This is a genomic window from Streptomyces sp. CB02058 (assembly GCF_001905505.1).
Lineage (GTDB): Bacteria > Actinomycetota > Actinomycetes > Streptomycetales > Streptomycetaceae > Streptomyces.
Genome location: NZ_LIPG01000004.1, coordinates 330,179 through 343,519, shown reverse-complemented (window position 1 = coordinate 343,519; position 13,341 = coordinate 330,179). Strand labels below are relative to the sequence as shown.

The 13,341-nt window shown below is 69.4% G+C and carries 7 protein-coding genes; 6 read left to right on the top strand and 1 reads right to left on the bottom strand.

Translation table 11 applies throughout. From position 1 onward, the window contains the following. Window positions 1-5 precede the first annotated feature (5 nt). Complete coding sequence (locus tag AMK10_RS22135; protein WP_107428476.1) at window positions 6-992, bottom strand: LacI family DNA-binding transcriptional regulator; 987 nt, start codon at window positions 990-992, stop codon at window positions 6-8. A gap of 530 nt (window positions 993-1,522) precedes the next feature. Between AMK10_RS22135 and AMK10_RS22130 the strand changes: the two genes are divergently transcribed. The 6 genes from AMK10_RS22130 to AMK10_RS22105 all read left to right on the top strand — a co-directional run bounded on the left by AMK10_RS22130 (window position 1,523) and on the right by AMK10_RS22105 (window position 13,090). Then, complete coding sequence (locus AMK10_RS22130) at window positions 1,523-2,443, top strand: carbohydrate ABC transporter permease (RefSeq protein WP_073750144.1); 921 nt, start codon at window positions 1,523-1,525, stop codon at window positions 2,441-2,443. 3 nt (window positions 2,444-2,446) lie between these two features. After that, window positions 2,447-3,388 carry a carbohydrate ABC transporter permease gene (locus AMK10_RS22125; protein WP_073749642.1) on the top strand — a complete coding sequence of 314 codons (942 nt, stop codon included), beginning with the start codon at window positions 2,447-2,449 and terminating at the stop codon, window positions 3,386-3,388. 156 nt (window positions 3,389-3,544) lie between these two features. Next, window positions 3,545-4,885: an ABC transporter substrate-binding protein gene (locus AMK10_RS22120; protein WP_073749641.1), complete on the top strand. Its 1,341-nt coding sequence runs from the start codon at window positions 3,545-3,547 to the stop codon at window positions 4,883-4,885. A gap of 98 nt (window positions 4,886-4,983) precedes the next feature. Then, complete coding sequence (locus AMK10_RS22115; RefSeq protein ID WP_073749640.1) at window positions 4,984-7,041, top strand: beta-galactosidase; 2,058 nt, start codon at window positions 4,984-4,986, stop codon at window positions 7,039-7,041. Window positions 7,042-7,246: 205 nt separating this feature from the next. Continuing rightward, window positions 7,247-8,431, top strand: a complete 1,185-nt coding sequence (locus AMK10_RS22110) for a S8 family peptidase (RefSeq protein WP_073749639.1) — start codon at window positions 7,247-7,249, stop codon at window positions 8,429-8,431. Window positions 8,432-8,800: 369 nt separating this feature from the next. Continuing rightward, complete coding sequence (locus tag AMK10_RS22105; RefSeq protein WP_073749638.1) at window positions 8,801-13,090, top strand: discoidin domain-containing protein; 4,290 nt, start codon at window positions 8,801-8,803, stop codon at window positions 13,088-13,090. Window positions 13,091-13,341: the final 251 nt, after the last annotated feature.

Here is a 13,341-nt window from a genome sequence, read left to right as displayed (position 1 = left end):
CCCGGTCAGGCGGAGGGCGGAGGAGCCGTGCTGCCCCGGACGACCAGCCGCGTCGGGACCAGGGTGGTGCCCCGTTCCGTCGTCTCGTTGCGGATCTGGCGCAGTACGCCGTCCACGCACAGCCGCCCGATCTCGGCGAAGTCCTGGTGGACGGTGGTCAGGGGCGGCAGGAACGAGGCGGAGTCGGCTATGTCGTCGAACCCGACGACACTGACGTCGTCGGGCACACGTCTGCCCTGCTCCTGCAAGGCACGCAGGACGCCCAGCGCCATCTGGTCGTTGGCGGCGAAGACCGCCGTGCACGAGGGGTCGGCCGCCAGGGTGAGCCCCGCCTCGTACCCCGAGGCCGCCGACCAGTCGCCCTCCACCGGCGGCGGGACCGGGCGCCCGGCCTCCCGCAGTGTCTGGCGCCAGGCGTGGGCGCGGCGCTGGGCGGCGAACGACTCGGGGGGACCGGCCACGTGCACCACGGTGTGGTGCCCCAGGTCGAGCAGATGCCGCACCGCCGCCCTCGCGCCGCCGGACTGGTCGGTGTCCACCACGCTGTAGCGGTCGCCGGCGTCGGAGTCCGCCACGACGACATGGGTGTGCGGCGGCAGGGAGATGGCGGCGTCCAGGAGGCGTACCTCCATGATCACGATGATACCGTCCACGACCTGCTCGCCGAGCACGGTCACGGCGCCCCTGACCCCCGTGCTGGTGGGTGTCGCGACCGGAAGCAGGGTGATGGCATAGCCCTCGTCCGCCGCGGAGGCGGAAATGGCCTCCAGCGTGCGCACGTTGCCCGTCGTGGCCAGGGTGAACAGGATGACGCCCAGCGTCCGGAACTTCCCGCTCTTGAGTGCCCGCGCGGCACTGTTGGGCCGGTAGTTCAGCTCCTTCATCGCGGTCAGGACACGTTCCCTGGTCTCCTCGGAGACCATGGCGTGCCCGTTGGAGACACGGGAGACCGTCTGCGAGGACACTCCGGCCAGCCGGGCGACGTCGGCCATCGAAGCCTCCTTGCGTGGAGGCCGGTCCATGGCCTGTTCCTGTCCGTGCACTTCGTCTGCCTCCGTCGTGGTTGCGTGAGCCTTTCGCCGTGTGGGGGCGCCGGGTTCCGGCCGCGGGGCCGTCATGCGCCGCGTGCCCGCCCGGGAGCGTTCCGATCGGGGCCGGCCTCGTCTCCGCTCCGCGTATGGCTCGAATCGCATGTCGGCCGAGGGCTCGGACCACCGGCATTTCTACCACTCCGCGCGCCCGGCGCCGACACATGGGCGCGTGTGTGGCGCCGCCGCGCGGGGCCGAGGCGGGGGAATCATCTCCCAACTCCTCGGTGTGAGGGGGAAACAGAGTCTTGACCATGACGTGAGAGACGTGTAGACATCACTCCACCGAGAAATGTTTACGTAAACATCGGCGCCGGAACATCGGCGTCCGTGTTCACGTGCACATCGGCCTCCTCAAGTACAGCGCCTCCACGATGTCCGGTGTCTCCATCCGGCCCGGGGCCCTGCTCAACGCCGGAACAACAGGAGTACCCATGACGGCCGTTACGCCGCTCACGACCGGACGCCGCCCACCAGCGAGAAGGTCCCGTGCCCGGCGGGGGCAGGTCGGGTGGATCTTCGTGGGGCCCTTCATGGCCGTGTTCGCCCTGGTGTTCCTCGCCCCGATCGCCTACTCGCTGTATCTGAGCTTCTTCCGTGACCAGCTGGTCGGCGGGACGTCCTTCGTCGGCCTGGACAACTTCCAGCGGGCCTTCCAGGACGACCAGTTCTGGGACGCCGTGGGCCGGGTCGCGCTCTTCCTCGCCGTGCAGGTGCCCGTCATGCTCGGTCTCGCGCTGCTCGTGGCCCTGGCGCTCGACAGCGGCAGGCTCTACGGGAAGAGCTTCTTCCGGATATCCGTCTTCCTGCCCTACGCCGTGCCCGCCGTCGTCGCCACGCTCATGTGGGGATTCATCTACGGCACCAGGTTCGGGCTCGTGGCGAACGTGAACGACGCCCTCGACGTGTCCCTGCCCGACCCGCTGTCGCCCTCCCTGGTGCTGGCCAGCATCGGCAACATCGTCACCTGGGAGTTCATCGGCTACAACATGCTGATCTTCTACTCGGCCCTGCGTGTCGTCCCCAAGTCCCTCTACGAGGCAGCGGAGATCGACGGAGCCGGACAGTGGCGGGTGATCACCGCGGTCAAGATCCCCGCGATCCGCGGCGCCCTGGTCATCGCGACGATCTTCTCGGTGATCGGCAGCTTCCAGCTGTTCAACGAGCCCAGCATCCTCCAGGACCTGGCGCCCAACGCGATCACCACCTACTTCACGCCCAACCTCTACACCTTCACGCTGGCCTTCTCCGGCAGGCAGCAGAACTACGCGGCCACGGTCTCCATCGTCATGGGCGTCGTCACGATGATCATCGCGTACGCGGTCCAGCTGCGCGGCATACGAAAGGAGGCGTGAGCGATGAGCGCACCTTCCTGCACCGCCCAGCAGACGCCCCGGCGAACCACCCACCGCGCCCCGACGCCCCTGCGTTCCACACGCCGGCGCCACTCGGCCGGCAGGCCCCGCCGCAGCGTCCTGCTCACCGCCCTCATGGGGCTGACCGCCCTCTACTCGCTCCTGCCGCTCGCGTGGCTCCTCATCAACGCGACCAAGACGCAGCAGAGCCTGCAGACCTCCTTCGGCCTGTGGTTCAGCGGTGACTTCGCCCTCTGGGACAACATCACCCAGACGCTCACCTACGACGACGGCATCTTCGTCCGCTGGTTCCTCAACACCCTGCTGTACGTGGTCGTGGGCGCCGGCGGTGCCACCTTCCTCGCGGTCGTCGGCGGCTACGGCCTGGCCAAGTTCGACTTCACGGGCAAGCGCGCCGTCTTCGCCACCGTCATCGGCGCGGTGGCCGTCCCCGCGACCGCGCTGGCCGTCCCCACCTTCCTCATGTTCAGCAAGATGGGCCTCACCGATACGCCGTGGGCCGTCATCATCCCGTCGCTGATCTCCCCGTTCGGGCTCTACCTGATGTGGGTGTTCGCCGCCGAGGCCATCCCGACGGAACTCCTCGAAGCGGCCCGGATGGACGGCTCCGGAGAGGTGCGGACCTTCTTCCAGGTCGCGCTCCCGCTGCTCGGCCCGGGCATCGTGACCGTCCTGCTGTTCACCATGGTGCAGACCTGGAACAACTACTTCCTGCCGCTGATCATGATCAAGAACCCGGACTGGTACCCGCTGACCCTGGGACTGGACGCCTGGAACGAGCAGGCGTCCACCGCGGGCGGCCAGCCGGTCTTCAACCTCGTCATCACCGGCTCCCTGCTGACCATCGTGCCGCTGGTCATCGCCTTCCTGCTGCTCCAGCGCTACTGGCAGTCGGGACTGGCCGCGGGCAGCGTCAAGGGCTGACCACCCTCCGGCCGCGCAGGCCACGGATCCCCGCGCGTTCCGGGGCCGGCTCACCCCGGCCCCGGTCACGCGGCGCCCCACCCCCCATCTCCCGCACGTGCCGTGCGGGCGCTCGACAGTTCGTGAACCACCCTCACCACAACGGAGTGAAGCGATATGAGAACCATGACCAGACGCGCGATGCGTGGCGTCGGCCTGCTGTGCGCGGCCGCGCTGAGCCTGACCGCGTGCGGGTCCTCCGACGAGCCCGCCTCGGACGAGGCGGTGTCCGGAAGTGCTCTCCGGGCAGCCCTGAAGGAGGGCGGCTCGATCACGGTGTGGGCTTGGGAACCGACGCTGGAGAAGGTGGTCAGCGACTTCCAGAAGGAATATCCGAAGGTCAAGGTGAAGCTGGTCAACGCCGGAACCGGCAACGACCAGTACACCGCCCTGCAGAACGCCGTCCAGGCCGGATCCGGGGTCCCGGACGTCGCGCAGATCGAGTACTACGCCCTCGGGCAGTTCGCGCTCGGCAAGTCCCTGGAGGACCTGAGCCGTTACGGCGCGGGGGAGTTCAAGGACGACTACTCCCCGGGCCCGTGGAACTCGGTCGCCGTCGATGACGCCGTGTACGCCCTGCCGATGGACTCCGGCCCGATGGCGCTGTTCTACAACAAGAAGGTGCTGGACAAGCACCAGATCGCCACGCCCACCACCTGGGACGAGTACCTCGAGGCCGCGCGCGCCCTGCACGCCGCGGACCCGAAGGCCTACATCACCAACGACACCGGTGACGCCGGGTTCACCACCAGCATGATCTGGCAGGCCGGCGGAACCCCGTTCAAGAGCCGCGAGACCGATGTGACGGTCGACCTCACCGGCGACAAGGGTGTCGTCGCGTTCACCGAGGTCTGGCAGAAGCTGCTCGACGAGAAGCTCCTGGCGCCCATCGCCAACTGGAGCGACGAGTGGTACAAGGGCCTGGCGGACGGCACCATCGCCACCCTCGCCACCGGAGCGTGGATGCCCGCAAACTTCGCCTCCGGCGTGGAAGCCGCCGCCGGTGACTGGCGCGCCGCGGCCCTCCCGCAGTGGGAGAAGGGCGGCGAGGTCAGCTCCGAGAACGGCGGAAGCTCCCTCGCGGTGATGAAGGACGGCAAGAACAAGGACCTGGCGTACGCCTTCAACGAGTACGCCAACCACTCGGACGGCGTCCAGGCGCGCATCAAGGCCGGGGCCTTCCCCGCGACCACCGCGGACCTCTCCTCCGCCAGCTTCCTCGACACCGCCTTCCCGTACTTCGGCGGCCAGAAGGCGAACGAGATCTTCGCCCGCTCCGCGAGCCAGGTCCCCGAGGACTGGTCGTACCTGCCGTACCAGGTCTACGCCAACTCCATCTTCAACGACTCCGTCGGCAAGGCGTACGTCTCCTCCACCACGCTGGCCGACGGGCTGAAGCAGTGGCAGAAGGCCGCCGTCGCCTACGGCACGGACCAGGGCTTCAGCGTCAACAAGTGACAACCCGCCGCTGACCCGGCAACCGGGGCGGCCGCCCGTACCTCAGACGGGCGGCCGCCCCGCGCTGTACTCGCACCTCCGCATCCGAAAGGATCATCATGACCTCCTCCCCGCGCGCATGGCTGCGCCCGCTCTCCGACGACAGCCCCGCCCACCTCGCCTACGGGGCCGACTACAACCCGGAGCAGTGGCCGCGCGAGGTGTGGAAGGAGGACGTACGGCTGATGCGCGAGGCCGGCGTGACCGTCGTCTCCGTCGCCATCTTCTCCTGGGCGCGGCTGCAGCCGGCCGAGGACCGCTGGGACTTCGGCTGGCTGGACGAGATCCTCGGTCTGCTCCACGACAACGGGATCGCCGTGGACCTCGCCACCGCCACCGCGTCGCCGCCGCCCTGGCTCTCGACCCTGCACCCGGAGATCCTGCCGGTCACCCGGACCGGTGAGACCCTCGCCCAGGGCGCACGGCAGCACTGGCGGCCCACCTCGCCCGTCTTCCGCACGTACGCCCTGCGGCTGGTCGAGGCCATGGCCACCCGTTACGCGGACCATCCCGCGCTGGTCGCCTGGCACATCTCCAACGAGCTCGGCTGTCACAACATCTACGACTACTCCGACGACGCCGCGCAGGCCTTCCGCGACTGGCTGCGCACCCGCTACGGCACACTCGACGAGCTCAACCGCGCCTGGGCCACGTCCTTCTGGTCCCAGCACTACGGCGAGTGGGAGCAGATCCTGCCGCCGCGGCTGGCCGCGAGCCACGCCAACCCCACCCAGCAGCTCGACTTCAAGCGCTTCTCCTCGGACGCGCTGAAGGACTATCTCCGCGCCGAACGCGCCATCCTGCGCCGCATCACGCCCGGCATCCCGGCCACCACCAACTTCATGGTGATGAGCGGCACCAAGGGCATGAACTACCCCGACTGGGCCGAGGAGATCGACTTCGTCTCCAACGACCACTACACCCGCCCGGGGCCGCAGCGCCTGGACGAGCTCTCCTTCTCCGCCGGCCTGACGCACTCCATCGCCGGCGGCAAGCCCTGGTTCCTGATGGAGCACTCCACCAGCGCGGTCAACTGGCAGACCGTGAACGTCGCCAAGAGCGAGGGCGACCTCGCCCGCGACTCGCTGCTCCACGTCGCCCACGGAGCCGACGCGGTCTGCTTCTTCCAGTGGCGCCAGTCCGCCGCGGGCGCGGAGAAGTACCACTCCGCGATGGTGCCCCACGCGGGCCCGGACAGCGAGGTGTTCCGCTCGGTGACCGCCCTCGGCCGGACCCTGGAGGCGCTCGCCCCGGTCGCCGGCTCCGTGCGCGCACCGGCGCGCGCCGCCCTGGTGTACGACTGGGAGTCGTGGTGGGCCGTCGAACGCGACTCCCTGCCGTCGTCCCTGCTGGACTACCGGCAGGAGGCACTCGACTGGTACTCGGCCTTCCTGGCCCTGGGAGTCCGGGTGGACGTCGTGACCACCGAGGCGGACCTCACCGGCTACGACTTCGTCGCGGCCCCCCTCCTGCACGTCGTGCCCCAGGCCCTCGCCGGCCGGCTGGACGCCTTCGTGCGCGGCGGAGGCCACCTCGCCACCACCTACTACTCGGGAATCGTCGACGAGAACGACCACGTCCACCTCGGCGGATACCCGGGAGCGCTCCGCGAACTGCTGGGCATCCGGATCGAGGAGTTCGGCCCCCTGCTGGACGGCACGGACGTACAGCTCGACAACGGTCTGACCGGCACCCTGTGGACCGACCGGATCGACCTGACCGATCCCGATACCGAGGTGCTCGCGCGGTACGGCACGGGGGACCAGGCAGGGCGCCCCGCGCTCACCCGGCGCCCCCTGGAAGGCGGCGGTTCGGCGGCCTACGTCTCCACCCGGCTGAGCGGCGACGGGCTGTCCGAGGTGCTGCGCTCCCTGCTCTCCGCCGCCGGAGTGTCCAGCGAGCTGCCCGCCGGTGTGCGGGGGCACGTGGAGCCGACGGTGCGTACGGACGGCTCCCACGCGTACTGGTTCCTCGTCAACCGTACGGACCAGGAGGCCGTGTGCGGGGCGGTGGCGGGGGAGATCCTCACGGGGCCGTCCGCCGACGGCGGCCTCGTCCTGCCCCCGCGCGGGGTCGCGGTGCTCCGCACGGCGCACGGCGCGACGCCCTTCGTCTGAGCGGGCCCGGCCCCGGCGTGCCGCCGCGCATGCCGGGGCCGGTTCCTCCCGGTCGCCAGGAAGCGGCCTCCCCGTGTACTGATCGTTGCGCTGTACGGCTGACGTGGCTCAAGGCCCTCCCCGGATGTGGACGAAAGGTCAGGTGTTCGCATGTCGCGGGCCCGACGCGGTCCGCGATCCGCTCCTCCACCTCAAGGGAGAACGCATGCGCCTGCGCGCCCGCTGGGCACCAGCCGCTCTACTGCTGATCGCCCCCCTGATCGGCACCACCACGGCCACGGCCGACACCGGCGAGACCCTCGTGCCGGTGCAGAAGTCGGCCCGGGCTGTGCCCGGGCAGTACATCGTCACCGTTTCGCCCGGACAGACACCGGGCGTCATGGCCGAGCAGCTGGGTGTCGACACGCTCTTCACCTACAGCAAGGTCCTGCACGGCTTCGCGGCCTCGCTCACCCCCGCCCAGCTCGAGAAGGTGCGCGCCACGGCGGGTGTCCAGGCCGTGGAGGAGAACAGCGAGGCGTCCGTCTCGCCGCCCGCGGCCAAGAAGGCATCCGGGAGCCGGGCCGTCGCGGGCAGCTGGGGCCAGGACCGCATCGACCAGCGCGCCCTGCCGCTGGACGGCACGTACGACGTGACCGGCACGGGCCAGGGGGTGACCGCGTACATCCTCGACACCGGCATCGAGTCCGCGCACGCAGAGTTCGGCGGCCGGGTCGGCGCGGGGTACGACGCGGTCGGGGACGGCCGTGACGGCGAGGACTGCAACGGTCACGGCACCCATGTCGCCGGGACCGTGGCCGGCGCCACCTACGGTGTCGCCCCCGCGGCCTCCCTCGTCCCGGTGCGGGTCCTGAACTGCGAGGGCTCCGGCACCTGGGCCGGCATCATCGCCGGCCTCGACTGGATCGCCCAGAACGCCGAGCAGCCCGCGGTCGTCAACGCCTCCCTCGGCGGGCCCGCCTCGTCGGCCGTGGACGACGCCTTCGACGCGCTCGCGGCTGAGGGCACCCTGCCCGTGGTCGCGGCGGGCAACGAGAACCAGGACGCCTGCGACGTCTCCCCGGCGCGCGCCGACGGTGTGCTGGCCATCGGGGCCAGCGACGACCAGGACCGGCAGGCCACGTTCAGCAACTGGGGCACCTGTGTGTGGGAGTACGCCCCCGGTGTGGACATCGTGTCCGCGAACCTCGGCGGCGGCTCCACGACGCTGAGCGGAACGTCCATGGCCAGTCCGCACGTCGCCGGTGTGGCCGCCCTCTTCAAGGAGCAGAACCCGGACGCCTCCCCGCAGGAGGTCGCCGACTGGCTCGCCGCGGAGGCCACCCCGGACGTCCTGACGGGACTGGGATCCGGCTCGCCCGACCTTCTCCTGTACACCGGCGGCCTCTGAACCTCGTCTCCGGCCGCATCCGAGCGGGGTCCGCGTCCAGCGGGCCCCGCTTTCGCTGTGCCGTGGAGCAGGCACTTTCCGGAACCTTGCAGTCCCACGCAAATTTCCTACGTTGCTCGCCGGTCGCCGCGTCACCAGTCTCGACCTCCCAAATCGACTGTGCCGACAGGTCTTTGTTCATACCGAGCTGTCCGTTCCCGCGCTCCGTTTTCTGTCCCAACGGTGGACGCTCTCGCACTTCTCTGCAACTCTCTGACAGCTGCGAGCAAATCTAAGCTGAGTATGCGCAGAAACAAGTGTCACAAGGGCAGTAACAGACAGAGCCGCGCCCTCGGCGCATCATGCGCCGAGGCCGAAGATCGGGGACTTATGAGAGCCCAACGCTGGAGATGGCGGGCCCTTTCCGCCATGGTCACCACCAGTCTTCTGATGATCGGCTGGCCGTCGTTCACCGCTGCGGCGGCCGACGGCCCCAACATCGCCGCAGGCCGGACCGCCGCCGCCAGCAGCACGGGCGGCGAGTACGCCGCCCGCAACGTGACGGACGGCAACCAGGCGACGTACTGGGAAGGTTCGGGCGGCACGCTCCCGCAGTGGGTACAGACCGACCTCGGCACGACCGCCCGGGTCGACGAGGTGACGCTGAAGCTTCCGGCGGGGTGGGAGGCCAGGCAGCAGACCCTCGCCGTCCAGGGGAGTGCCGACGGCACCAGCTTCTCGACCCTGAAGACCTCGGCGGCGTACACCTTCAGCCCCGGCACCTCCAACACCGTGAAGATAACCTTCCCGGCCACCCAGACCCGGTTCGTGCGGGTGAACGTCACGGCCAACACGGGATGGCAGAACGCGCAGCTCTCCGAGCTCGAGGTCAGGGCCGCGGGCGAGTCCTCCGTCAACCTCGCGGCGGGCAGGACGCTCAAGGCGAGCAGCTGGACCGAGACGTACACGGCCTCCAACGGCAACGACGGCAACCGGGCCAGCTACTGGGAGAGCAGGAACAACGAGCTCCCGCAGTGGATCCAGGCCGACCTCGGTTCCTCGGTCCGGGTCGACCGGGTCGTGCTGCGGCTGCCCGACGGCTGGGAGCAGCGCACCCAGACCCTGAAGATCCAGGGCAGTGCCGACGGCACGGAGTTCAGCGACCTGACGGCGTCCAAGGCGTACACCTTCAACGCCGCGGGCGGTCAGTCGGCGACGATCTCCTTCGACGCGACCACGACCCGCCACGTGCGGGTGCTGGTCACCGCCAACTCCGTCCAGCCGGCCGCCCAGCTCTCAGAGCTGGAGATCTACGGCCCGGCCACCGGTGACACGCAGGCGCCCACCGCGCCCTCCGGGCTGGCCTTCACGGAGCCGGCCACCGGGCAGATCAGGCTGACCTGGTCGGCGTCCTCGGACGACACCGGCGTGACGGGTTACGACATCTACGCCAACAACACGCTGCTGACCAGCGTGGCGGGCGGTGTCACCACCTTCACCGACACCCGCCCGGCGAGCGAGACCGTCTCCTACCACGTCCGGGCCAAGGACGCGGCGGGCAACCAGTCGGGCAACAGCAACACCGTCACCCGCACCGGCGACTCCGGTGACACGCAGGCGCCCACCGCGCCCTCGGGCCTGGCGTTCACGGAGCCGGCGGCCGGGCAGATCAAGCTGACCTGGACGGCGTCCTCGGACAACAAGGGCGTCACGGGCTACGACGTCTACGCCAACAACGTGCTCCGCAAGAGCGTGGCCGGCGACACGACCACGTACACCGACACCCAGTCCGCCGCCACGACCGTCAGCTACGTCGTGCGGGCCAAGGACGCGGCCGGCAACGTCTCCGGCGCCAGCAACACCGTGACACGGAACGGGTCCACGAGCGGCGCCTCCAACCTCGCCGTCTCCAAGCCGATCACCGCGTCCTCGGTCGTCCACACCTTCGTCGCGGCCAACGCCAACGACAACTCCCTCACCACCTACTGGGAGGGCGCGGGCGGCAGCTACCCCAACACCCTGACCGTCAAGCTCGGGGCCAACGCCGACACCGAGAGCGTGGTCGTCAAGCTCAACCCCGACAGCGCCTGGGGAGCGCGGACCCAGAACATCCAGGTGCTCGGCCGTGAACAGGACGCCACCTCCTTCACGAGCCTCGCCGCCGCCAAGGACTACGCGTTCAGCCCGGCGACGGGCAACACGGTGACGATCCCGGTGACCGCCCGGGTGGCCGATGTGCAGCTGAAGTTCACCTCCAACACGGGTTCCGGTGCCGGTCAGGTCGCCGAGTTCCAGGTGCTGGGCACTCCGGCCCCCAACCCGGACCTCCAGGTCACGGCTGTCGCCGCCTCACCCTCGGCCCCCGTTGAATCGGACGCCATCACCCTGTCGGCCACCGTCCGCAACTCCGGCGCGGTCGCCTCTCCCGCCGGGAAGCTGGACTTCGAGCTCGGCGGATCCAAGGCCGCCACCGCCTCGGTGGGCGCACTTGCCGCGGGCGCCTCCACCCAGGTCACCGCGTCCGTAGGAGCGCGTGACGCGGGCAGCTACACCCTCGGAGCGGTCGTCGACCCGGCGGGCGAGATCATCGAGCAGAACGAGACCAACAACCGCTTCACCAGCGGCACCCCGCTGGTGGTGAAGCCGGTCTCCAGCTCCGACCTCGTGACGAGCGCGGTCACCACCTCCCCGTCGTCCCCCTCGAACGGCGACACGGTCACCTTCTCCGTCGCCGTGAAGAACCAGGGCACCGTCTCCTCCGCGAGCGGCAGCCACGGCATCACCCTCAGCCTCATCGACTCCAAGGGCGCCACGGTCAAGACCCTCACCGGCGCGCACAACGGAGCCATCGCCGCGGGCTCCACGACCGCACCGGTCTCCCTCGGCACCTGGACGGCCGCCAACGGCTCGTACACGGTGAAGGTGGTGCTCGCCGACGATGCCGAGGAACTGCCGGTGAAGCGCGAGAACAACACCAGCACCGAGTCGCTCTTCGTCGGACGCGGCGCCAACATGCCGTACGACATGTACGAGGCGGAGGACGGTGTCACCGGCGGCGGTGCCAAGGTCGTCGGCCCCAACAGGACCGTCGGCGACATCGCGGGTGAGGCCTCCGGCCGCAAGGCCGTCACCCTCGACAGCACCGGGAACTACGTGGAGTTCACCACCCGGGCGACCACCAACACCCTGGTCACCCGGTTCTCCATCCCGGACTCAGCCGGCGGCGGCGGCATCGAGTCGAAACTGAACGTCTACGTGGACGGCACCTTCCTGAAGGCGATCGACCTCACCTCGAAGTACGCGTGGCTGTACGGGAACGAGACCGGACCGGGCAACGACCCCGGCTCGGGCGCGCCCCGGCACATCTACGACGAGGCGAACGTCATGCTGGGCAAGACCGTCCCGGCGGGCAGCAGGATCCGGCTGCAGAAGGACGCGGCCAACACCAGCACCTACGCCATCGACTTCGTCAGCCTGGAGCAGGTCTCCCAGGTCGCCAACCCGGACCCGGCCACCTACACGGTGCCCGCCGGCTTCACCCACCAGGACGTCCAGAACGCCCTGGACAAGGTCCGGATGGACACCACGGGGAAGCTCGTCGGCGTCTACCTGCCTGCTGGTGACTACTCCACCGCCAGCAAGTTCCAGGTCTACGGCAAGGCCGTGAAGGTCGTCGGCGCGGGCCCCTGGTTCACCCGGTTCCGCGCCCCGTCCACGCAGGACAACACCGACATCGGATTCCGTGCCGAGGCGAGCGCCAAGGGCTCCTCGTTCTCGGACTTCGCGTACTTCGGCAACTACACGTCCCGCATCGACGGGCCCGGCAAGGTGTTCGACTTCTCCAACGTCTCGGACATCGTGATCGACAACATCTGGAACGAGCACATGGTGTGCCTCTACTGGGGCGCCAACACCGACAGCGTGACCATCAAGAACTCCCGGATCCGCAACATGTTCGCCGACGGCATCAACATGACGAACGGGTCCACCGACAACCACGTCACCAACAACGAGGCACGGGCCACGGGGGACGACAGCTTCGCCCTGTTCTCGGCCATCGACGCGGGTGGCGCGGACATGAAGAACAACGTGTACGAGAACCTCACGTCCATCCTCACCTGGCGGGCCGCGGGAGTGGCCGTCTACGGCGGCTACGACAACACCTTCCGCAACATCCACATCGCCGACACCCTGGTGTACTCGGGGATCACGGTCAGTTCGCTGGACTTCGGCTACCCGATGAACGGATTCGGCACCGGCCCCACGGCGATCGAGAACGTGTCGGTCGTACGGGCCGGCGGACACTTCTGGGGAACGCAGACCTTCCCCGGGATCTGGCTCTTCTCGGCCTCCAAGGTCTTCCAGGGCATCCGGATCTCGCACGTCGACATCGTGGACCCGACGTACAGCGGGATCATGTTCCAGACCAACTACGTGGGAGGACAGCCGCAGTTCCCGATCAAGGACACGGTGCTCACGGACATCTCGATCACCGGTGCGCGCAAGAGCGGTGACGCGTTCGACGCGAAGTCCGGCTTCGGTCTGTGGGCCAACGAGATGCCGGAGGCGGGCCAGGGGCCTGCCGTCGGTGAGGTCACCTTCAACGGGCTGAAGCTCAGCGGCAACGCCCAGGACGTGAAGAACACCACCTCCACCTTCAAGATCAACATCAACCCGTAGGGTCTCCGGGCCGCACGCCGGGGTGTCTCCCGGGTCCCCGGCAACGGGGTCCGGGCGGCACCCCTCCTCGACAACGTGATGTCCGCGGTCCTCGCCGACGAGGACGCGGACATCGCCGCGCTGCTCGACACCGCGGAGCAGCAGGTCAACCAGGTTCTGGCCGACCGGTGACGGAAGTGCGGGGGCAGGGGCGCGACGTCCCGGGCCCCCGTGTCCGGACCGTCCGCGAGCGGCCCGCCGGACGCGTCGGG

Coding starts and splice junctions, on each gene's coding strand:
- AMK10_RS22135 (WP_107428476.1), bottom strand. CDS start 992: ATGGCCGACGTCGCCCGGCTGGCCGGAGTGTCCTCGCAGACGGTCTCC.
- AMK10_RS22130 (WP_073750144.1), top strand. CDS start 1,523: ATGACGGCCGTTACGCCGCTCACGACCGGACGCCGCCCACCAGCGAGA.
- AMK10_RS22125 (WP_073749642.1), top strand. CDS start 2,447: ATGAGCGCACCTTCCTGCACCGCCCAGCAGACGCCCCGGCGAACCACC.
- AMK10_RS22120 (WP_073749641.1), top strand. CDS start 3,545: ATGAGAACCATGACCAGACGCGCGATGCGTGGCGTCGGCCTGCTGTGC.
- AMK10_RS22115 (WP_073749640.1), top strand. CDS start 4,984: ATGACCTCCTCCCCGCGCGCATGGCTGCGCCCGCTCTCCGACGACAGC.
- AMK10_RS22110 (WP_073749639.1), top strand. CDS start 7,247: ATGCGCCTGCGCGCCCGCTGGGCACCAGCCGCTCTACTGCTGATCGCC.
- AMK10_RS22105 (WP_073749638.1), top strand. CDS start 8,801: ATGAGAGCCCAACGCTGGAGATGGCGGGCCCTTTCCGCCATGGTCACC.